The 23,784-nt window shown below is 44.3% G+C and carries 17 protein-coding genes; 11 read left to right on the plus strand and 6 right to left on the minus strand.

The window, feature by feature from the left end:
* Positions 1-4: 4 nt before the first annotated feature.
* The 6 genes from DDR33_RS09590 to asnS form a co-directional block, all read right to left on the minus strand.
* On the minus strand, positions 5-943 hold the full coding sequence (locus DDR33_RS09590) for a YihY/virulence factor BrkB family protein (protein ID WP_238387744.1): 939 nt from the start codon (positions 941-943) through the stop codon (positions 5-7).
* Positions 944-1,051: 108 nt separating this feature from the next.
* Positions 1,052-3,085: a M13 family metallopeptidase gene (locus DDR33_RS09595; RefSeq protein ID WP_109415566.1), complete on the minus strand. Its 2,034-nt coding sequence runs from the start codon at positions 3,083-3,085 to the stop codon at positions 1,052-1,054.
* Positions 3,086-3,444: 359 nt separating this feature from the next.
* Entirely contained in the window at positions 3,445-4,065 is a 621-nt protein-coding gene (locus DDR33_RS09600) for an L-threonylcarbamoyladenylate synthase (RefSeq protein ID WP_109415567.1), read from the minus strand.
* 30 nt (positions 4,066-4,095) lie between these two features.
* Positions 4,096-5,148: an iron-sulfur cluster-binding domain-containing protein gene (locus DDR33_RS09605; RefSeq protein WP_109415568.1), complete on the minus strand. Its 1,053-nt coding sequence runs from the start codon at positions 5,146-5,148 to the stop codon at positions 4,096-4,098.
* A gap of 70 nt (positions 5,149-5,218) precedes the next feature.
* Positions 5,219-5,464 carry a KTSC domain-containing protein gene (locus tag DDR33_RS09610; protein ID WP_109415569.1) on the minus strand — a complete coding sequence of 82 codons (246 nt, stop codon included), beginning with the start codon at positions 5,462-5,464 and terminating at the stop codon, positions 5,219-5,221.
* 106 nt (positions 5,465-5,570) lie between these two features.
* A complete protein-coding gene (gene asnS / locus DDR33_RS09615) occupies positions 5,571-7,016 on the minus strand; it encodes an asparagine--tRNA ligase (RefSeq protein WP_109415570.1) in 1,446 nt (481 codons plus the stop codon).
* Positions 7,017-7,208: 192 nt separating this feature from the next.
* Between asnS and DDR33_RS09620 the strand changes: the two genes are divergently transcribed.
* From DDR33_RS09620 to DDR33_RS09670, 11 genes are all read left to right on the plus strand, one after another.
* Positions 7,209-7,772, plus strand: coding sequence for an RNA polymerase sigma-70 factor (locus tag DDR33_RS09620; protein WP_109415571.1), 564 nt, complete (start codon positions 7,209-7,211; stop codon positions 7,770-7,772).
* 125 nt (positions 7,773-7,897) lie between these two features.
* A complete protein-coding gene (locus DDR33_RS09625) occupies positions 7,898-8,854 on the plus strand; it encodes a FecR family protein (protein ID WP_109415572.1) in 957 nt (318 codons plus the stop codon).
* A 260-nt stretch (positions 8,855-9,114) separates the two neighbouring features.
* A complete protein-coding gene (locus DDR33_RS09630) occupies positions 9,115-12,450 on the plus strand; it encodes a TonB-dependent receptor (protein ID WP_158280696.1) in 3,336 nt (1,111 codons plus the stop codon).
* A gap of 11 nt (positions 12,451-12,461) precedes the next feature.
* Complete coding sequence (locus DDR33_RS09635; protein WP_109415574.1) at positions 12,462-14,390, plus strand: RagB/SusD family nutrient uptake outer membrane protein; 1,929 nt, start codon at positions 12,462-12,464, stop codon at positions 14,388-14,390.
* A 73-nt stretch (positions 14,391-14,463) separates the two neighbouring features.
* Entirely contained in the window at positions 14,464-15,564 is a 1,101-nt protein-coding gene (locus DDR33_RS09640) for a glycoside hydrolase family 43 protein (RefSeq protein ID WP_109415764.1), read from the plus strand.
* A gap of 94 nt (positions 15,565-15,658) precedes the next feature.
* Complete coding sequence (locus tag DDR33_RS09645) at positions 15,659-16,624, plus strand: discoidin domain-containing protein (RefSeq protein WP_109415575.1); 966 nt, start codon at positions 15,659-15,661, stop codon at positions 16,622-16,624.
* A 41-nt stretch (positions 16,625-16,665) separates the two neighbouring features.
* Positions 16,666-18,624, plus strand: a complete 1,959-nt coding sequence (locus tag DDR33_RS09650) for a glycoside hydrolase family 97 protein (RefSeq protein WP_109415576.1) — start codon at positions 16,666-16,668, stop codon at positions 18,622-18,624.
* 144 nt (positions 18,625-18,768) lie between these two features.
* A complete protein-coding gene (locus tag DDR33_RS09655) occupies positions 18,769-20,277 on the plus strand; it encodes an alpha-amylase family protein (protein WP_109415577.1) in 1,509 nt (502 codons plus the stop codon).
* Positions 20,278-20,320: 43 nt separating this feature from the next.
* Positions 20,321-21,349 carry a family 43 glycosylhydrolase gene (locus tag DDR33_RS09660; RefSeq protein WP_202913702.1) on the plus strand — a complete coding sequence of 343 codons (1,029 nt, stop codon included), beginning with the start codon at positions 20,321-20,323 and terminating at the stop codon, positions 21,347-21,349.
* Between the two features lie 97 nt (positions 21,350-21,446).
* Positions 21,447-23,030, plus strand: a complete 1,584-nt coding sequence (locus DDR33_RS09665; RefSeq protein WP_109415578.1) for a TlpA family protein disulfide reductase — start codon at positions 21,447-21,449, stop codon at positions 23,028-23,030.
* Between the two features lie 164 nt (positions 23,031-23,194).
* Positions 23,195-23,680, plus strand: a complete 486-nt coding sequence (locus DDR33_RS09670; RefSeq protein ID WP_109415766.1) for a YdeI/OmpD-associated family protein — start codon at positions 23,195-23,197, stop codon at positions 23,678-23,680.
* The last annotated feature ends 104 nt before the right edge of the window (positions 23,681-23,784 follow it).

Consider the following 23,784-nt stretch of genomic DNA (forward strand, 5'->3'; position numbering starts at 1 on the left):
CTTTTCAGCTCTTCTTAACTATCTCATGTACCTCATAATGGAATGCCTTTTGGTGAGTTTCAATAGGGCAGTTCAGTTTATCGCTGAGAGCTTTAACGAAGCAGCCGCCAAAATAGAATATCATTGCCGAATAAAACACAAAAAGAAGGATGAGGACTATAGAGCCGGATGCACCGTAGATGATACCGATATTGCTGATGGTCAGCATGCTTTTTAATACGGTTTTTCCGAGGGCAAACAGGATGCCGGTAAAGAATCCTCCGGCCCATGCTACTTTCCAGGCTGGCTGCCCGTCGGTAAGGTAGCGGAACAGCATCGAAAACCATATGGTAACAATCACGATGAAGAAGAATTCGTTCAGTGCACTGCCAAATAAAGAATCTGCTTCAGGAAGGATAAAAGACAGATAATCGCCCAAAACGGCCTGTATTGCTTCAATGATGAGCCCGGCAGCGAAAAGGAGTCCCGCCAGAAGAATAATACCGAGAGCCCTGGCTCTTAGTCTTAACGTGAAGATAAATCCCGGTTTAGAAACTACCCGGATATTCCATATCTGGTTCAGTGAGTTTTTAATCACACTAAACAAACTGGTAGCTACGAAAAGAAGGAAGATAAACCCCAGAAGCGTAACATACCAATGGCGGCTCATCGTATTCATATTCTCCAGGACGTCACGGATCTGCAAAGCACTGTTTTTGCTGATCATCCCGCCAACCCGTCTCAGCAGTTCCCGCCTGATAGTTTGTTCATTGAAAAACAATCCAAAAAGCTGAATAAGAATAATAAGAATCGGAGGTAAAGCAAAGGTGGTGAAAAATGCAGTAGCCCCTGCAAGACGTAAAGGATCATTCTTCTGTAATTCGCTGAAAGAGCTGCGTAACAAGGCCGGCAGCATTATCACTACGTCTTTCAGTTTCCGTATGTTCTCTGTTATTTTATTCACTTTAATCTTGCACTTAGGCCTTTCACAGGCAAAAGAAATGCCTAAGATAAAAAAACAGGCTGAGTAACAAATACCCAGCCTGCCTGTTAACAAATGCTTGCTGCTGATCTACCAGATCCGGATCCTGTCTTCCGGTTTCTTGTAGAGTTTATCTCCCTCCTGAACATTGAAGGCTTTGTACCATGCGTCCATGTTAACCGGAGCACCAATAGTGCGGTATTCGCCTGGAGAATGAGGATCTGTGAGGATAAATTGTGCCGCTGTTTCGGCTAGTATATTCCCGCGCCATACCTGGGCCCACGACAGGAAGAAACGCTGATCGGGAGTGAAGCCATCGATCTTCTCATTTGATTGCCCCTGTTTAGTCATTTTAAATGCTTCATAAGCTGCATTTAGTCCGCCAAGGTCGCCAATATTTTCGCCCATAGTCAGTTTGCCGTTTACATGGATAGTATCCAGGACAGTATAGGAATCGAACTGCTCTCCCAATGCTTTCGTCTTCGCTTTGAATTTTGTCAGGTCTTCCTCTGTCCACCAGTTCCGCAGATTACCGTCCTTATCGTACTGGCTGCCCGAATCGTCGAAGCCGTGTGACATCTCGTGCCCGATAACCGCGCCGATGCCTCCGTAGTTTACAGCATCATCAGCGTTTGGATCAAAGAAGGGGAACTGGAGTATGCCTGCCGGAAAAACGATCTCATTCATAACGGGACTGTAATAAGCATTGACAGTAGGAGGAGTCATTCCCCAGCGGGAACGATCAACTGGTTTACCTAGCTGTTTTACCATTTCATTGTACGCCCATGTATCGGCATTGCGCAGGTTCTGGAAGAAAGAAGTGCGGCTGATCTGCAGGCCTTCGTAGCTTTTCCATTTATCAGGGTATCCGATCTTGGTGTTGAAGGCATGGAGCTTGGCCAAAGCCTTCTCCTTAGTAGGGTCGCTCATCCAGTCGATGTTTTTAATACGGATCTCATAGGCTTTCCTAAGGTTTTCAATCAGCTCCTGCATCCGGGCTTTTGCTTGCGGCTTAAAATACTTCTTTACATACAGTTGTCCGAGAAGTTCACCAATATTGTTATCGGTAAGCGACGACATCCGCTGCCATCTTGGAGTCTGCACTTTTTGCCCGGTAAGAATCTGGGTAAAGGCAAAATTCGCCTCAACAAAAGGAGAGCTCAGGTAGGCGGCAGAGTTCTTCAAAACATTCCACTCAAGGTAAGTCTTCAGATCTTTAACCGGGGTACTGCTCAGAAGAGAATTAAGGCCGGAGAAAAACTTCGGGACATTCACCAGGATGGTATCCTGTCCGCTGATTTTCATTTTGGGCAGGAGTACCGACCAGTTGATAGCCGGAGTAACACGGTTAAAATCAGTTACCGTGAATTTATTATAAGTTTTATGCGGATCCCGCATTTCAACCCTGCTCATCTGCAATGAAGCCAGCTCCTTTTCAAAGTTAAATATAGTGCTGGCATGCTTCTGCGCCTCTGACTCCGGAGTGCCGGTCAGGGTAAACAGGGTTTTGATGTAATTCTTGTATGCCTCCTGTACCTTGAGGCTTCTCGCATCATTTTTCAGGTAATAATCCCGGTCGGGCAGGGTTGTGCCTCCCTGAGATAGCTGAGGGATGTTTTTAGTGACGTTCTTCCTGTCCTGACCTACATACGCTCCAAAGAACGGGTTTCCAATACCGGTGGTGCGCATGAAGGCTGCTTCATCCAGTATACCGGTAAGACTGTTGATCTTGCCAATCCTTGTGAGGTCTGCTTTTATTGGAGTAAAGCCAAGTTTTTCAATTCGCATGCTGTCCATTCCGGCGGTGTAGAAGTCACCAACCCGTTTTTCTACTGACCCGGCGGGTGCCCCCGTATTTTTTTCCGCTTCTTCAAGTATCGATCTTACAGCATTGATATTAAAATCGCGGAGAACATTAAAACTTCCCCATCGCGTTTCTTTCGCCGGGACCGGGTTATTTTTGATCCAGGTGCCGCTTGCATAAGTATAAAAATCATCGCCCGGCTTTACTGACAGATCCATGTTTGCCTGATCAATAAATTTAGTTTTAGAGTTTTGAGCAGATGCCTGCATGTTTAGTGTCAGTATTCCTGGGAAAAGAAGACTTAGATAGTATTTATTCATGTATTTACCACTCTCCTTAATAGAAAGAGATGTAAAAATAGAGGTTTATGTTAAGAGAACATAAAAGTAAAAGTTATTTTACTTATTAAACCATCTTAATATGCGGTCAAGGTGAAGATAGTTGCAAAGAATGGTTGAAATCTTATGATTAATATGGTGTTTCATTTCGTAATCATAGTTTTACAGCCGGTATCCCGCGCTTCAGCTAATTAAGAAACAGGCGATAAAACAAGTTGGTCCTGCTATATAAACTGAAAATTAACAGGAATATTGCCTGCAGCGGCATTTCCTGTTAATTTTCGTCAACCTGTAATGAGGATTTGTCTGCCGGGCTATCCGGGAGGATAACCCGGGCTGGCTTACAATATTTCAGCAAGGTTTCCTTTTCCCTGTCTTACGATTTTAAAATCACCTGTTGTACAGTCAACTACGGTAGATGCGATATTGCCGCCATAACCGGCGTCTATAATGATGTCTACCTGGTCCCGGAATTTTTCATGAATCAACTCCGGATCCGTTGAATATTCCAGGATTTCATCTTCATCCCGTATGGAAGTTGATACAATAGGATTACCTAACTGCTTTACGATCTCACGGGCAATATTATTATCCGGGACCCGTATGCCAACTGTTTTCTTATTGGAACTGAGAAGCTTTGGAACCTTGTTGGTGGCTTCAAAAATAAAAGTGTAGGGGCCTGGAAGCGCCTTTTTCAGCAATCTGAAAACGGATGTATCTATGGGTTTTACATATTCGGAAATATGGCTCAGATCGTGGCAAATGAATGAAAAGTTAGCCTTTTCCGGCTTTATCCCACGCAACTGGCATATCTTCTCGATAGCCTTCTGGTTGGTGATGTCGCACCCAAGTCCATAAATCGTATCGGTAGGATAAATAATTAATCCGCCGTTTTTAAGCACATCCACAATCTGCTGGATTGCTTTTTCATTTGGGTTTTCAGGATAAATTCTCAACAGCATATTTAAAAAAATTAAAGTATTCCGGTTTATTTATTCAAATTCTATCAGGGTGTTTTCTTCCTTCGGGAAGCCTGTACAGGTTAAAATCCAGCCCTGTTTCATGTCATTATCAGTTAACACTTCATTTATACTCATCTCAACTTTGCCGGTTCTGCAAATGGCTGTGCAATTACCGCAGATTCCGCCCCGGCAGCTGTAGGGCAGTAGCAGCCCCGCCTCAAGCGATGCTGTGAGGATATCTTTTCCGCCGGGAACATTTATTTCATGCAATTCCTGATGAATCCGTACCCGGATATTGGTGTCCGGAAAGTTTGGATGGTGCACATTGCCGGAACGCATAACCTCCGGGATGAAGTTTTCCTTAAGAATATTCTCTTCCCTGAAATGCATAAAACGAAGAGTTATGCGGATCATCCGCATATAGGAGAAAGGTCCGCATACAAGAAATATTGCATCTGCCGGCAAATACCTGAGTTCTTTTTTTACAAAAGCTTCCAGGAAGATATTGCTCAAATGTCCCTGTTCATGAATCCTGGCAACAGGATCGGAAAAGAGATTGGTCAGGCGTAATTCCCTATGCTCTGCGGCAAGAGATTCTACCTGATCAAGGAAAAGCGACGAAGCTTCATGATGGTTACTGAAGACTAGGTGTATACAACTTTGAGGCTCCTCTTTGAGAAGATATCGTATCTGGGGCAGAATGGGTACAATACCGCTTCCGGCCGCAAAACAAAAGATATCTCTTGGTCTGTCTTTCACAGGACTGACGGAAAACCTGCCTGCCGGTGCGAGCGCGGTAACTGTCATTCCTTCCTTCCAGTGCTGAAGAATAAATCGGGAGATTGCACCATTTTCCACCTTTTTGACGGTGATCTTCAGGGGTTCTCCGGGCAAACTCAGAATAGAATAGGAGCGCCTGAGCTCCTGCTTCCCGGTCATAATAATGAAAGTCAGGAATTGTCCCGGTTTATATTTCAGCTCTCTGCCATCGGGCAGTTCGAGTTCATACGTTTTTGCAAACGTTGTTTCCTCTTTTACCGAAGTGATCCTGAAGCTTAGTAGTTTCTCCTGACTCAAGGCCATATGATACTAAAACCGCAAAATAACAAAGTTGTTCGGACTGGCGGGCTGAAAGTTAAAAGTAAGTGTTCCTCTAAACTTCTTCGTAATCCCCGAACCTGGGTTTTATCTCCTGATTGACGTAAGTGCCGGAAGAGCCGCCGGTCTTTATGATCTCAACGTATTCGTTCCATATTTCCTGAGGGACCCGATGATAGTGATAGACCCTTCCACCTGTGTATTCTACTTCCAGGATCTGCTTCCCTTTTTGGTAGTTGATCAATACAGTCGTATCTGAATCAGGAGTGTAAACGGCATTTTTGCGTGGCAGGCGTTTCATAGCAGTTGAGTTACCAATAGTTGAGGTAGAAATAAATAACCTGCCGTGCCGGTGATTGTTTAGGCATTTTAATCTCTCCCCTGATTAAAGGGGAGAGATATAGTAACTAAAATTCTGCGTTCTTGGGGGTTCTTGGGAAAGGAATGACATCCCGTATGTTAGTCATGCCTGTGACAAACAGTACGAGGCGCTCGAATCCCAGTCCAAATCCGGAGTGAGGAACTGAACCGAACCGCCGTGTGTCGAGGAACCAGTTCATTTCTTCTACTGGAATGTGCATTTCCTTCATTCTTCTTTCCAGTTTTTCGAGACTCTCCTCCCTCTGCGACCCTCCGACAATCTCACCGATGCCGGGGAAAAGGATATCCATCGCGCGTACAGTATTCCTGCCTTGTTCGTCGGTGCTGTTTTGCTTCATATAGAAAGCCTTAATTTCAGCAGGGTAATCGGTCAGGATCACCGGCTTTTTAAAATGTTTCTCAACCAGATAGCGCTCATGTTCTGATTGGAGGTCTGCACCCCAATCCTCGATGAGATATTTAAATTGCTTTTTCTGGTTGGGCTTTGAGTTTTTAAGTATCTGAATAGCCTCTGTATAGGTGATCCTCTCAAAGTCATTTTCGAGACAAAAGTTCAGCTTGGTGATCAGATCAAGTTCCGACCGTTCGTTCTGTGGCTTTTGTTTTTCTTCTTCCTGCAGGCGTCCTTTCAGGAATTCCAGCTCATCACTGCAATTGTCCAGAGCATAACGGATAACATATTTCAGCAATTCTTCGGCCAGGTCCATATTATCATCCAGCTCATAGAATGCCATTTCCGGCTCAATCATCCAGAACTCTGCAAGGTGCCGTGTGGTATTTGAATTTTCAGCCCTGAACGTAGGACCGAAGGTATAGATCTCTCCAAAAGCTAATGCCGCTAATTCCCCTTCCAATTGTCCCGAAACGGTAAGGTTCGTAGATTTACCAAAGAAATCTTCCTTATAGTTTATTGAGCCGTCTTCAGTCCGGGGGAGGTTATCCAGATCAAGAGTGGTCACCCTGAACATCTCACCGGCGCCTTCAGCATCAGAACCGGTAATGACCGGAGTGTGCATATATACGAATCCCCTCTCATTAAAGAATTTATGAATAGCATACGCGAGGGCATTCCTTACTTTAAATACAGCATTGAATGTATTCGTGCGAAAACGCAGATGTGCAATTTCTCTTAAAAACTCAAGACTGTGTTTCTTAGGTTGAAGAGGGTATTTCTCAGCATCACAGTCACCTATAATTTCGAGCTGTTCCACTTTAATCTCCACTCGCTGTCCCTTTCCAAGGGATTCAATCACTTGTCCTGTTACTGAAACCGCTGAGCCAGTCGTGATCCGTTTTAATACGCTCTCTTCTGTCGTAGTAAAATCAACAACTGCCTGTATATTATTAATTGAAGACCCATCATTAATGGCTATAAACTGGTTGTTACGAAAAGTTCTTACCCAACCTTTTACTGTAACCTGCTGACCAAATTCGGTAGTGTTTAATAAGTCTTTAATTTTTGTACGTTTCATAAGTGACAAATCTATAAAAATTTCAGTTATTTAGAGGTCAGCGCCTGCTGCCGCAGTTAATTCAAGACCATTAAATAGCAGAGGCACATGGCCGTAATAGCATGGTAACCGGAAAGAGAAACTTGTGTTCTCTTTCAATAAATCACAGCAGGGTTTTTCGAAATAGTTTTACCTTTACCCTTCAGAGCAGCTATGATCGATAAGGAACAAGGGCGAAATCGAAGTTTTGAAGAAATATATCTGATTTATTACCCCAAGCTGGTAAGATTTTGCAGAGAGTATATTTTGTCGGAGCCTGATGCCGAGAATATAGTGCAGGATTGTTTTTTATATATCTGGGAGCGGAGGGATACCCTGGAATCGATTGAAAACATTAACGCTTTTCTCTTCCGGCTCGTAAAAAACAAGTGTATTGATCATCTCCGGCACAGGATAACTGCTGAAGCTAAGAAAGAAGAAATACGAAGTACCTATCTTAAAGAGTTTGAATATAAGCTGCTTGCTATATCATCATTCGACGATTCTTTGTCAGACGATGAAATTGAGACCATTATTTATAATGCAATAGGCCGCTTGCCCGATAAATGCAGGGAAATTTTTATTCTCAGCAAACTGAAAGGCATGAAATATGAAGAAATAGCTTCTCATTTAGAGCTATCGCCCAATACTGTGAGGAATCAGATCGCCATCGCATTGCAAAAAATGCGGAAGGAGTTAAAAGACTATTTGCCTCTTCTGCTTTTTATCATCGGATAAATTTAAAGGGATTAAGACGCGCTTTCGGCCTCACTGCCGGGCGCAACAGAAAAATAAAAATTTTTCAATTCTGTTTGGTAGTTTTTATAGTGCCATTCGACATAGGGACATATAACCAGTAAATCATGGAAGATTTATTATACAGGTACTTTTCAGGGTTGCTGTCGGATGATGAGAAAGACATTCTTTTCGGAAAGATGAAAGAGGATGCCGAACTCCGGGAGCAGTTCGTTGAGATTCAACACTCGTATTCCCTGGCACAAATGCTGAAGAATACCGGTGATGAAGAATATGCAAAGAAAAGCTACCTGCAGTTTAAAAAAATGCGCAAAGGAGCTAAGATTCGCCAGCTCAGTACCACACTCGCCAGATACGCAGCGGTGGTATTACTGGTAGCCGGGCTGTTCTCCCTTTTTAAAAAATATATTTTCAAAGCAGACACGGAGGTTAAGTACACCGAATACAGGGCACCATTAGGCACAAGAAGAGAAGTATTACTTTCTGACGGCACAAAAGTGTGGTTAGCACCTGCATCGAAAATCAGGACACCCGTAAAGTTTAGTGGAAATACACGTGCTATAGAGCTGGATGGCGAAGCCCTTTTCGACGTAGCCAGAAATAAAAAGAAGCCCTTTATTGTAACGACGGGTAAGTTTAATGTGGAGGTACTGGGGACCATTTTTGTTGTAAACGCCTACTCGCGTGATAAATCGTTCAAGACTTCATTACTGGAAGGAGCAGTTAAAGTATATAATAAAAATGAGGAAATGACCTTAAAGCCCGGGGAAAGCAGCGTTCTGAGTGATAAGAAATTAATAAGAGGAAAGATCTCGTTAAATGAGATCCATTATTTACAGAGCGGGATCTACAAGTTTGATGACATGTCGTTAAGCGGGATTGTTAGTACAATGAGCAACTGGTATGGAATGGATTTTATCATAAAGGATCCCAAACTGGCGAAAAGCTTATTAACAGGTAAGATCAGAGAGAATGATAAGGTCGAAACTATATTAACAGCCGTGCAGAAAATATATCCGTTTAAATACCGCAGAACGGTGGATAACCAGATTGAAATTTATTAGGCCCTGTGCATAATAAGAAACTGACCGCATAGTAAATAACCAATTAAACAACCAATTAATAACGATGAATATAAGGGATTCGTGACTTTCGTCAACTAGCAAGTCAGGGAATGCGCCAACATATCCCTGACTTAAGTGAGCTACTACAATTACTTAGCAATTGAACCGTAATATCAACACCCTAATTATGAAGCAAAATTATGAAAAATAATAGGCTGCTCCTTTGCCTTATCCTAAAAAAACTAACGGCAGGATATTTTATGAGATTATCCATTTTCTTTTCGTTCCTTCTGCCCGCACATTTATGTGCAGCAGCAGTTTATTCTCAATCAGCAAAGGTCAGCATTAAGAGCAATGGAAATACTTCATTGGCGGCCTTAATCACTGAGATTGAAAAACAGACCGATTACCTGTTTATTTATAACGAAAACGATGTTGACCTTCAGCAGCGTGTAATCGTTACCTCAGGAAAAGAATCGGTGCAGTATTTACTTGATAAGGCCCTTAAGCAAACGAATATTGTCTATGCGGTGTCGGACAAGTACATATCATTAAAGTCGAAAGGCCCGGATAGACCCCGCGAAAACACTCAGAGGGACGACCGGCCCGTGAAAGGAAAAATACTTGATTCGAAGGGACAACCCATTATAGGTGCTTCGGTAAAAGTCCAGGGAACGGCTACCGGAGTCAGCTCGGATGCCAACGGGTATTATATTATCCAGGCATCGAAAGGCCAGACTCTTCTGTTTTCCTACCTCGGGTTCAAACCGGTAACAGCTGTTGTTCCGGCATCATTATCTCTCGATATTGTCATGGAAGAAAATGTGAACGGGCTGGATGAGGTAGTTGTAGTCGGTATGGGTACTCAACGCCGGGCCAGCGTGATCGGCTCCATTTCTAATGTGAGGGTGTCGGACCTGAGAACAGCATCCAGGTCGCTGACCAACTCACTGGCAGGCCGGATGGCAGGAATTGTCGCTGTTCAGCGTTCCGGGGAACCAGGGTATGATAATGCCAATTTCTGGATCCGGGGAATCTCGACCTTTGGCTCTAACAGAAATCCGCTCATTCTGGTGGACGGAGTGGAGCGGGCAATGGAAAATCTCGATCCTGAGGAAATAGAAAGTGTGTCTATCCTCAAGGATGCATCAGCAACGGCTGTTTACGGGGTGAGAGCTGCCAATGGCGTCGTTTTGATCACAACACGTAAGGGACGAGCTTCGGAAACTCCTGATATTGGCTTGAAAGCCGAGTACGGTATCAGTAAGCTCACACGGATGCCAAAGTTGCTCGGCGGGGTAGACTATATGACTTTATATAATGAGGCTGCCGGAAAGCAGGTCTACTCGCAGGAAAGAATAGAAAAAACGGCCGAAGGCGCCGATCCTTATCTTTACCCTGACGTCAATTGGTTCGACCAGATCTTCAAAGATAATTCTAATAATGGTATCGTCTCTTTGAATGTACGCGGAGGGGGCCAGGTTGCGCGCTATTTTGTAGCGGGAAGTGCGTTCCAGGAGTCAGGAAACTTCCGGGACAATCCGCAAAATGCATATAAGTCAAATATCAACCTTGACAGGTATAACTTCAGGACAAACGTTGATGTCTCTCTTACTAAATCCACTACAGTGGAAATTGAACTTGGAGGATATCTTATAGATTCACGTTATCCTGGTACTGGTACAAACGATCTGTTTAATAAGGCATATGTTGCCAACCCCATCAACATACCGGTAAGATATCCAATGGGACTTAATGAAGATGGAAGCACCCATTATGTCTGGGCCGGAACGGCCTCTAACACCACCGAAAACCCGGCGGAACGTTTAATGGGCTCGGGCTTTTCAACTGAATACCGCAGTCAGTTACTGGGCCAGACCCGTTTGACCCAGGATATCGGAAAACTGGTGCCTGCCCTTAGTGGATTAACGGCCAATGTAGCGTTCTCATTCGACGCCTACAACCAAACCCTAACTCAAAGACATAAAAAGGATTCTTATTACCTGGCCAACGGGCGTGATCCGGAGACGGGCGATCTGGAACTGGTACAGACCTATATCGGCAATGAGTACCTGGGCTATGACAAATCTTTAGGCAGCAACCGCGCGATCGAAATGAAAGCCCAGCTCAACTATGACCGGGTCTTTGCTGACCACCGTGTTGGGGCTATGGCCATGTATTATCAGCGGGATTATAGGGATGGTAATGCTGGAGATGCTATTTCATCACTGCCTTTCCGGAAGCAGGGCATTGCATTCAGAACTACCTATTCTTATTTCGACCGGTATTTTGCGGAGTTCAACCTTGGATATAATGGTTCCGAGAACTTTCCGAAAAATCAGCGGTTCGGCCTTTTCCCTGCCGGAGCCGTAGGCTATCTGGTTTCCAGCGAGAACTTCTGGAAGGATCATAAAATAGCGGATATTATTAACATGCTCAAACTAAAGGGCTCTCTCGGACTGGTTGGTGCTGAAGCGCTTCCCGGTGGTCGTAGGTACGGCTATCTTTCTATTGTAGGCGGAGGACTTGGCGATTATTGGTTTGGGGATGGAAACAGGTACTACGGAACAGGTGAAAATCAATATGGAGTAGCTAATCTTTCCTGGGAAAAGGGTTTGAAGTCGAATATTGGAATTCAGGCCGAATTTTTCAAAGGTGCAGCTTCTTTAGAAGTGGATTATTTTCATGAAAAGAGGTCGGATATACTGGTACAGCGCAACTCGCTACCCACTATAGTAGGTATCAGGCAGGCTCCGTTTGCCAATCTGGGGAAAATGAGGAATCAAGGTATAGACGGCACCCTCGAACTAAATCACCAGTTTGGTAAAGTAAATACGCGTGTATATGGTAATGCAACTTTTACAAAAAACAAAATTCTTGAGCAGGATGAACCTGATTGGAAATATACTTATCAAAACCGGACGGGACAGAAACTGGACCAGCAGTTCGGACTTATTGCTTTAGGTTATTTTAAAGACCAGGCGGAAATTGATAATAGCCCCAACCAAACATTTGGTACCGTTCGCCCCGGGGACGTGAGGTACCAGGACGTAAACGGAGATGGCGTCATCGACGCTTATGACGAAGTCCCGATCGGGTACTCCGGTATACCGGAACTCATTTATGGGTTCGGATTCCAGGTAGGGTTTAAAGGATTTGATGTGGGAATGTTCTTCAGAGGACAGGACCGGGTTTCCTATATGCTGGGAGGAGAAGGCTTTGTTCCCTTCCAGGAAGGAGGCGACAGAGGAAACCTGTTTGTGCAGACCCTCGACAGATGGACGGAAGATAATCCTCGTCAGGATGCTTTCTACCCCAGGCTGAGCATTGGTAACTCTAATAATAACTACAGAAGCTCTACGAAATGGCTCTACGACGGCAGTTTCCTTCGTCTGGCTGATGTGGAAGTAGGCTATAGTTTTCCTAAGCGCTTCGTGAAACCGCTTGCAATGAAAGGCCTGCGCATTTATTTCCATGGGAGTAATATGGCACTTTTCTCCAAATTCAAAATGTGGGACCCGGAAATCGGGAAAGGGCGGGGAGATTCCTATCCCCTCCAGCGAAAAATGAACGTAGGATTAAGAGCTGGCTTTTAAAATATACTAACATGAAAATCAAACATATCATCAACGCAGTTCTTGTCTTTTGTCTGCTGGCGTCAAGTTCGTGCTCCGATTATTTAGACAAGATGCCTGACGACCAGAAGACAATGGATATAGTCTGGAAAAGCCAGAAAGAAACGGAAGCTTATTTATATAACGTATACTCTCAGTTGCCGGATGACATCAACATTTACAGTGGGTCGCCGTGGGTCGGGGCAGCAGATGAACTGGACGTTGTGTGGGAACGTTATCAGACGGCGAGCATCAACGTTGGCAACTGGGCCCCGACTAATGTTTACCACAACCCCTGGCCAGACTTTTATCAGTCAATCAGGGCTTCCTTTGTTTTTGAAAACAATGTCGACAAGAGCTTCCAGCTAACCGAATCGCTGAAGAAGCAATATAAAGCAGAGGTTAAATTTTTGAGAGGCTACTATTACTGGCGCTTACTCAGACAGTACGGTCCTTTTGTTTTGATAGACAAAGAAACAACTTTTGATGATGACTGGAATAAATACCCCAGAACTCCTTATGACCGTTGTGTTGAGTATATCTGCCAGATGATGGATGAAGCGTCAGCCGATCTTCCATTCACATGGAAATCAAGCCCCAAATGGCTGGGTAAGCCCGATCAGGTTGCCTGTAAAGCTGTTAAATCGCAGGTTCTTCTGATGGCGGCGAGCCCTCAATGGAATGGGAACCCCGATTATGCTTCATTTAAGAATCCGGACGGCACTCCACTGACCAGTACGACCTATAGTGAGGATAAGTGGAGACAGGCTGCTGCGGCTGCTAAGGCAGTAATAGATGCGGCTGCATCCTCTCCGGCGGGACAGGAAATCAGGCTTTATAAGAATAATGAAAACGGAGATGCAACTTTCAATCCCTATAAATCGGTCAGGGACGTCCATTTGGCAAAATGGAACTGTGAGGTTTTATGGGGAACTGCAAGAGGAGAGAACAGAGACATATCCGAGCTGGAAAGGCATATGACTCCCAGGCCCGGCGGTTGGAATGGTTTAGGCCCTACTCAGCGGATCGTTGATGCATTTTTCATGAACAACGGAAGGACAATCGAAGACCCTGCATCCTCATACCAGGAGACGGGATTTGCTCAGTCTGCACATCCTAACTGGAAAAGAGACAATGTGGACGAGGTCAGGTCGGGTAATTCATGGGGGAACCGCGTTGGCGAATGGAATATGTACGCCAACAGGGAAGCCCGCTTTTATGCCAGTATCGTGTACAACGGCCGGCCCTTGCCCCAGGTTTCGAATGATGACAGGAATGTGTATTCGAGTAATAAGAACAAGAACGGATGGGGTAGAGTTGAATTGTACTCGTCGGGTGTATCCGGATCAGGCTCCACCGATCACTCATCAACAGGCTATTTGATGCTTAAATTCACCCACCCCGACAGCAACCCTTACCGGGACCAATTCGGCTCCTGGCGTCAGCACACCTATATCCGCTTAGCTGAAATATATCTCAACTATATTGAAGCTCTTAACGAATATGACCCGGGCAATCCGGACATCCAAAAATACTGGGATTTAATCAGAGAACGTGCCGGCCTCCCCAGCATATTTGATACATATCCGGATATCAAAGGAAATAAGGCTAAACAGCTGGAATATATTATCAGGGAACGGCAGGTTGAGTTATGTTTCGAAGGAGATCGTTATTTCACTACGCGCCGCCGGTTGCTCTCCGACAAAGTTGATACTCAAAGGCCTGAAGAAAGACGGTTATATGGAGATAACGGAGGAATGTACGGCATGAATGTGCTCGCAGGAGACGACTTCAGCTCTGCCAATTTCTACAACCGGACACGATTTGAGACCAGGGTCTTTATGAAGAAAATGTATTTATGGCCTATTCCGCAGTCTGAACTGGACAGAAATAAATCAATGGTTCAGAACCCTGGCTGGTAAGGGGATAAGTCAGTGCCTTTTTATGCCCCAAGGCATGAAAAGGGCCAGTTTTTACCAAATATATAGTCCTTTTATGAGAAAGATATTACTAATATTATCCGTTGCTTCAATCTCCCTGTTTGCTCAGTCCTGTAAAAAGAGTAAAACAGAGGACACCAGTATCAGAGTTGATCCGCCCGTAGAACAGGCGAAATCTTTCAAAAACCCTTTGATAGATGGCGCGGACCCCTTTGTAGCGCAAAAAGACGGTTACTATTATTTCTTGTCTACACGGGGCGGTGATATAGCCATTGCAAAAACGCGTGCGATGTCGAAGCTTGCTACCGCAGCAAACAAGGTAGTATGGACGCCAGCGCAGAATACCGAATACTCTGCTGATATCTGGGCGCCGGAACTTCATTTTCTTTCAGGAAAGTGGTACATCTATTTCGCCGCCTCCCAAAGTGGTGTTGAGAATAGTAACCGCATGTTTGTGCTCGAAAACGGAAACGCCGATCCCACGCAGGGAACATGGACATTTAAGGGCAAGATATTTGATGCAACCAATGATCAATGGGCTATAGACGGCTCGATACTTACCATTGGCGACAAAAACTACCTGATATGGTCCGGATGGGAAAGCGTTTCGGAGAGGTTTAAACAACTTATCTATATAGCGCCGATGTCTAACCCCTGGACACTTAGCGGACCAAGGGTACCGATATCAACGCCAACGAACGTATGGGAAAAATACGAACCCAGCTCTATGGGTATCGGTGTAAATGAGGGTCCGATAGCTTTGCAACGTGATGCGAACAGTCCGCTATTTGTTATTTTCTCCGCCAGCCGCTATACCAGCGATAACTACTGCCTCGCCCAAATTCAGCTAAAAGAGGGGGGCAATCCTCTGGTTGCAGCAGACTGGATCAACAAAAAACAGGTTTTCGGGCGAAGCGACAACAACGGAGTTTATGGCCCCGGGCATAATGGCTTTTTTACTAGCAGCAAGACAGATGACAAGGGGGGGACTCAAACTGAGAACTGGTTTATCTATCATGCGCGCAGTGTGCCTAACCAGCCAAATGCGGCCCGGACAAGCCGGATGCAGAAACTTACCTGGAATGCCGATGGCTCGCCAGAATTTGGGACCGCTATTGGCACTAACGTAGCCATTCCCAACCCTATAGGAGAGTAAGTAATTAACAAGAATCTGATAGCGCTATGGTTTCCATAGAAAGCCAAATGGTGACGACCAATTATTAATAAGTTAATAACCAAAACTATTAATCATGAAAAAAACGACATACAGTAAAATAGTTATACTTCTGTCCCTTTGCTATTTTTTTCAGGGGTGCAAAGATGAAATTAACCAGCCCGATCAGGATGAACCACAATATAACCAGCTATACATGCCTCAGGCGGTAAAAGGCGCCGTTATCAGGACGCTAATAGAAAAAGCAGAAGATCAGACTCTGATTTACGGAGCGAATGTTGGCGGCAGAAAGTCTCCTGATGGTGACATCAAGGTTTCTTTCCATGTAGACCAGGATATGGCTGCTGCCTATAACTCAACGAATCATACTTCGTATGAAATACCACCGGCAGAATCGTTTCAGTTAAGTGGTGCCGAGGCGGTAATAAAGAAAGGCACGTTCGCGACCGAGCCGCTGAAGTTGGCTATAAAAACCACCGGCGCAGGAATGAAACTCTTTAAGACCTATTTGATCCCTATCACGATTACCTCTGATCATATGACAAATGCGAATCTTAAAACAACCTTTTTCCTGGTAAGGTGCGAGCCGGATATTGCAAATTATCCCGATTATGACCGCTCTGGCTGGAAGGTAATCGATTTTTCAACACAGGAATCCAGCGGTGAAGGACCAAATAACGGACGGGCTATATTTGCGTTTGATAATGACATCAATACTTTCTGGCATTCACAGTGGACAGGCAGCGGCAGCCGGCTACCTCACTATTTAACTGTTGACATGGGTACGACAACAACCGTCCACGGATGTAATTTTATCCAAAGACAGGCAAGTGGCATCGCCGGTAAGGCGGATTCAGTTGTGATCAGCTACAGTTTAGATAATAATGAATGGATAAAAGCTGCTGGTATTCACTTGCAGCCTGTACAGTCACAGCAAAAAATATGGCTGCCGGATTTTGTCGAAGCACGTTATCTCAAATTCACCATCGTTACAACACATAGCGAACAATTCTCAAATATGGCTGAAATTGGTGCTTATTAAACTATATTTATTTCAGATTATAAAACCAAAACGATCAATACATGAAGTTCATCAACAAATTTGCTTTCTGTCTCCTGCTTTTGGCGGCATCCGGGCGCCTCGCAGCGCAAAAGCCAATCGACCTTACATCGCCAAACGGGCAATTGAAGGTGTCGGTCACACTTAGTGATAAAATATATTACTCCGTGGCCGCCGATGGCAAAGAGCTGCTTATTAAAAACCATCTGGGTCTTAGCCTGGCTGACGGGAAGCTGGGCGTTAACCCAAAACTGGCGTCATCAAAGAAGACAAAAGGCGAAGAAGTGATCAAACCCTATGTCCCTGTTAAATTCTCAACAGTGAAAAGCGTTTTCAATTCGTTGTTGCTGAACTTTAAGGGCAACTTCTCAGTGGAGTTCCGCGCTTATGATGAGGGCATCGCTTACCGTTTTATCACCGCCCAAAAAGGTGATATTGAAGTAATGACTGAGGATTTCAGCATTGGTTTTCCGGAGGATTACGTATTAAACCTGCAGCAGACCGGCGATTTTAAGACATCATCCGAGGAGCCTTATACGCACGTTTCGTCAATGAGCTGGAAACCGGAGGATAAGATGTCGACACTTCCTGTATTGATCGGGACGAAAAATAAATATAAGATACTGATCAGCGAATCTGATTTATCAGACTATCCCGGTCTCTTTCTGAAGGGAACGGGTGAGAATGGCGCTATCGGGACTTTTCCCAAGGCACCGCTGGAGTTCGGTCCGGACGGCGATCGTAGTCAGAAGATCCTTAAGACAGCTGACTACATCGCCAAAACCAGAGGCACCCGGAGCTTTCCGTGGCGCTATTTTTTGATCACCAGCGATGATAAACAAATCCTGGAGAACACCATGACCCTTAAACTGGCACCGAAAAGCGCTGTCAGCGATCCTAACTGGATAAAACCCGGACAGGCCAGCTGGGAGTGGTGGAACGATGCAACTCCTTACGGTCCCGATGTGAATTTTGTATCGGGCTATAATCTAGATACTTATAAATATTATATTGATTTCGCCTCCAAATATGGGGTTAAATATATCGTAATGGACGAAGGTTGGGCAAAAACCACCACTGATCCTTACACCCCTAATCCGAAAGTCGATCTCAAAGAACTGATCCGTTATGGCAAACAAAAGAACGTCGGGATTATTTTGTGGCTTACTTGGCTGACTGTTCACAATAACATGGATTTGTTCAAGACTTTCCATGACTGGGGCATTAAAGGAGTAAAGATTGACTTTATGGACCGCAGCGACCAATGGATGGTGAATTACTACGAAAATGTTGTGAAGGAAGCCGCAAAAAATGAAATATTTGTTGATTTCCATGGCGCTTTCAAACCTTCCGGACTGGAGTATAAGTATCCAAACCTGTTAACTTACGAAGGTGTGCGGGGTCTGGAGAATATGGGAGGCTGTTCGCCGGATAACAGCACTTATCTGCCATTCATGCGTAATGCTGTTGGTCCGATGGATTTTACGCCCGGTGCTATGATTAACATGCAACCCAATGTTTACCGTGCCGATCGCCCTAATGCTGCCGCTGTTGGTACCCGTGTTAATCAGCTGGCCATGTATGTGGTTTTCGAAAGCGGTTTATCCATGCTGTGCGATAACCCGACATTGTACTATCGCAATGCCGACTGCACTGAATTCATAACCAGTGTACCTACTACGTGGGACGAGACAAAAGCACTGATTGCCGATGCCGGCCAGATAGCCGTAGTTGCTAAACGCAAAGGCCAGAAATGGTTCATTGGCGGGATGGTAAACGGTAAAGAAGATACCCGTGAAGTTGAACTGAACTTTGACTTTTTACCCAAAGGCAAGACTTATACCATGACCTATTTTGAGGATGGTATAAATGCCGGAAGGCAGGCAATGGATTACCGTAAGAAGACCAAAGAAGTTAAATCCGGAGATAAGATGACCATTACCATGGTACGGAACGGCGGCTGGGCTGCCAGTTTGCAATAAGAGATTCTGACTTTCAATAGAAAGCCCAGCTTTATATGTAGTCGTTAAACAACGTTAGATAAATGACCGGATATACATTTAGCAATGGTCCGGTCATTTCTTCTTTAGCCCAGGGCTTATGAGGAACTTAATAAATGCTTCTTTATGAACAAAAAAATTTATACCGCGATAGCCTGCTCCTTTTTTTTATTTGGATGTAGTTCATCTAAAAAGATAGCATCTCTTATCCCCGAAAAGCCGTCACAAGCGCCTGACTACTTTTGCACCTGGAACTTACAGGGGTATGTTACCAGTTTCTCGTCGACGGAATCGCAGAGAAATGCAATGAATGAAAAGAATATTTTCGGCAAAGGCCAGTACGAGCATTGGGCCGCGATGTTCAAAAAAGTGAATCGCGATCTTTATTTCCTCCTGGACGATTCATGGGATGCGCCGCTCGATGGCGACAAAAGTTACTTCGGAAGCCTGATCGTTGACTCAGCCAGGTTCCCCTCTGTAGCCGGAAGAAAGCCGGCACAGCGCTTAAAAATCTTATCAGATAAGATCAAAAATGCCGGCTGGAGAGGTTTAGGCCTTTGGATATGTGCACAGGAAGCACCAAAATACAAAACCGGAGATAGCGTTGAATACTGGACGGAGCGTCTTCAATGGATGGACACAGCAGGTGTAGGGTACTGGAAAGTCGACTGGGGCGAAAAAGACAGAAGCCCTGAATGGCGCGGATTTCTAACTGATCTTGGAAAACAAGTTGCACCCCGCCTGAAAATCGAACATGCACTTATCCCCTCGGTTCTTGGCAAGGCCGAATTGTACCGGACTTACGATGTAGAAAATATTATCGCAGTCCCCCATACAATCGCACGCATCGGTAGTGCATTATCACATCTGCCGCCCGGAAAAGCTACAAGTATTATCAACTGTGAGGACGAGCCGTACATAGCGGCAGGAACAGGCTGCGCAATCGGTGTTATGAGGCACGAGTTTAGCGGCAAGCTGCCTAATGGTGTTCAGGATATGGTTTTCCCACCCAGTGGACGCGATCTTAAAAACAGGATTGACGAAGTGGTGAGAGCGGTACGGTGGCATCGGATAGCAGTGCCTTTTGAAATAAACAGGAACGAGGTTTTTATAGACACGATGCAATTGCATGACTACTGGGTGATGGAGAAAAACGAAACATGGATGGATCGTAAAGCCGGTGACATCAATTCTATGTCGGCCCCTGCAATCATTACCCGCGGACTTGGAAAGCCCGTTGTTACGCTGAAGGATGGTGATACAGTACAGCCCTATATACTGGCGTCTAAATATCCTAACGGCGCAATAGCCGTTGCAGCGATTGGCAGGACAATAAAAAGGGAATACATTACTCCGCGTGCAAATGTGATGTTAAAGACTGACAGCCTGAATAAACCTTTAGGCGTGTTCGGCCATTTTAACGAGCTTAGCATACAGCTAAAAACTCCGGCTACTATTAAACGAATATTTGCTCAGGATTTAGCCGGAGACAGAGCTGTCGATGTAACCCAAAAGATAATTATAAAAGGAGATACGGTAGTTATTCCCGGGGCATTGATCGATGAGATTGGATTGATGTCGGCAACAAAAGGCGACAAATCAGAACCTGGTTTAGTGCTTGTTTTTCAACATTGACATCCGTGAACATATTGTACCTGACTCTTCTAAAATTGTAAAAATGAACATGAACTTTTGTAAACACCCACTCAAAAAAAGCTGGATCGGAGGCTTGTTATCCGTTCTCATTCTCTTTTTTGCTAACAAGGAGATCCTGGCGCAAAGGAAAACGATTGAGCCGGGCGCGATCTGGCCCGATCAAAACGGAAACCACATACAGGCTCACGGTGGGGGCATTATAAAAATCAAAAACACCTATTACTGGTATGGCGAGCAACGCCGACAGGGGCTTGATCCTAATCTGCGTTATGTGAGTTGCTATTCATCAAAGGACTTAGTCAACTGGAAGTTCCTGAGCGATGTAGTGCAGATGTCAGACCCGGAGAATCTCGGTCCGGGGTGGGTACTGGAAAGGCCTAAAGTATACTTCAATGCCACATCGAAAAAGTACGTTATGTATTTTCATCTGGACAATAAAGACTATTCGTATGCTCGTGTAGGCATTGCTGTCAGCGATCGCGCTGACGGAAATTTTAAATTCGTAAAAAGCTTTCGCCCGCTTGGGAGGCCCAGCCGGGATATCGGACAGTTTATTGACGACGATGGATCTGCTTACCTGATCTTCGAAGACAGGGAACTTGGCTTTCACATCGTTAAGTTGTCATCCGACTTCATGAGTGTTGAAAAGGAAATGAGCCTGATTAATGCCCCATTAGAAGGCGGAGCCGTTGTTCATTACAAAGGTCTTTATTATGCTATCGGCTCGGCCTTAACCGGGTGGAACCCCAATCCTAACAAATATGCAACGTCCCGCTCATTGGAAGGTCCCTGGACTGAATTCAAGAACATTGCGCCTCCTGAGACCAATACTTATCAGTCGCAGTCGACAATGATGATTAAAGTAACAGGCACTAAATCAACAACCATTATTTTTATGGCTGATCAGTGGCGGCCCTCAGCACAATGGGACTCCCGTTACTTGTGGATGCCCCTGGAAATCGGTGACGGAAAGCTTTCACTGCCTAAGCCCAGGCCCTGGTCATTAGATGTTAAAGGCGGTGTGTTTAAGATCCTGCAAAACCGAGATTGAAACGCGCTTTTCGCCTGGACTTGATTTATAGACCAGGATTTTCATTATCTTTAGAGACACCAAAACAACGAATCGCTCAATAACCTGAATTCCGGAAATGAAAAAGCTACTATTCCTTCTTTCGCTGATGCTATCGACCGCAATGGCACAAACCAAAACCACCACTTATACAGGTACCATTAAAGGCTATACCAGTAATGCAGGATTTAAAACCGGTAAAATATATGTCACCAACGTGGTAACGGGAGTAGACGATATGTATTTAATTGATGTAGCTCCCGAAGGAACATTTACAGTCGATTTCCCTCTGAGGATGAATAAGGAATGCTGGGTTAGCTTTCCCTTTTTTAATGGTATTGTATATTTTGAGTCAGGCAAAAAGGTGGTTCAGGATTTTGATATAACGAACACAGCAAAGGTTACAAGTGTTTTTAAAGGTTATGTTGCCACGACAAATAACGACCTTAATAAGGTTAGACCCATTTTTTCCTATGATTGGGATGCTATTTACTCGGATATTTATCAATCTACACCAGAACAATATAAAGCCTATTTTTTACAGCTGCAATCTCAGAAACTGACTGCAATAGACAGCATGAGGAAAAATAAGGGATTAAATGCGACAGCCTGCCGTCTTGCGACGGATAACATAAAATATGAGATTGCGGGTACGCTGATTTACTACAATGATACCAGGGAGGTTGCTTATCGTAAAAAGAACAACATTGCTTTCACCAGCAGAACCCCGGTGTTAAAAAAGGTGAAGCTTGACTCCGCTTACTATAGTTTTTTAAGAAGTCTCAAATACAATGATCCGTCTGCAATGGCTGCATTTAACTATAAAATGTTTATAAACAGGCTAATGTTTTTAGATTTGATTTATGATAAAGCCGGACGTATTGATTATACAAAAGAAATAAATGATCTTAAACAGCGGGGAGACACTACTGACCGTAAAATAAGGGAATCAATTGAGGCATTAGAAAAATCAATGCTTTACAATGCTACTGTACCGGGCACAATGGAAAAAGCACGCCCCGTAGTATTAAAGAGTCTTCTAAATACTGATATTACATTAGAACTTGAATTAATGGATTTACAGGATGTCTGTCAGAACATCAACAACAACAAGATGCCTTTGTCGGATAAAGCCTTAGCCCGCTTAAAGGCACGTTTAAAACATCCCTATTTATTCACAGAGGTACTCCAATTAAACAATAAGGTTAAGCAAGCTATTGAGGCCAGTAAAGCTCAGACAGGCTATACTAATAACGAAACACCGGGGACCGTTGCTGACAGTGTTTTTGATAAGATCATGAATAAATACAAAGGCAAAGTGGTATTTATTGATTTTTGGGCTACCTGGTGCTCCCCATGCCTGGAAGGAATCCAGGAAATGGCTCCCTTAAAAGCAGAGCTAAAAGATGAGAACATTGTATTCTTGTATATAACGAATAACACCTCTCCTGAAAAGACTTATAGTGTAATGAGCCCCGGCATAAAAGGGGAGCACTACAGAGTGACCTCGGACGAGTACAATGTACTTTCAGAAAGATTCCGGATAAATGGTATACCCCATTATGCCATAGCCAACAAAAAAGGAATAGTGGTTGATAGTAATTTTCACTGGACTGATCATGAAAAATTAAAAGAGAAGCTTCTGCAAATGACAAAGGAATAGCTTGCGAAGTATGGGTCCGCCTTATGCGGAAAGCTATGGCACTGACTGGAGCGGAAGCTCAATCCAATACCTTTGCCGGTCGGAGGTTATTGTTTCGAGATAAAGCATATGACTTTTAGTCGGAAGCCCATAACATCAGAGGATTACAATTGAACAGCAAAAAGATGCAAGCATTTAAAGCAAAACTGGAAATCATAGGGATCAATCCTTTTGTATATGTGCCGGAAGAAATATTAGCACAGGTTTTCTCTGAGGCGAAAAAGAACAAAGGTCAAATTCCTGTATCCGGAACAGTGAATGGAAAGGAGTACATCCAAACCCTGGTAAGATATAGTGGAGAATGGAGACTATACATTAACACGACAATGCTGCCGAACTCTCCTAAAAGAATCGGTGAGATCATCGAAGTAACTATTCAATATGACCCGAAGGACAGAACTATAGCTCCCCATCCCAGACTTACAGAAGCCTTAAACCAGAACAAAGAGGCAAAAGAAGTATTTGAAAGCCTTTCTCCCTCAGTGCGAAAAGAGATAATCCGCTACATTTCATTTTTGAAATCTGAAGCAAGTGTGGCTAACAACGTTGAAAAGGCTATTGGATTTTTATTGGGAAAGAACAGTTTTATTGGGAGGGAAAAAACTGGATAGAAGAATGTCAGCCGGTTGGGCGAAAATGATATTGCTATGTCCCACTATGCTTGCAGAAATAAGCACTAAAGTGTATGATACATAATTAGATAGCTTAAAATCAA

This window comes from Pararcticibacter amylolyticus, assembly GCF_003130405.1.
Lineage (GTDB): Bacteria > Bacteroidota > Bacteroidia > Sphingobacteriales > Sphingobacteriaceae > Arcticibacter > Arcticibacter amylolyticus.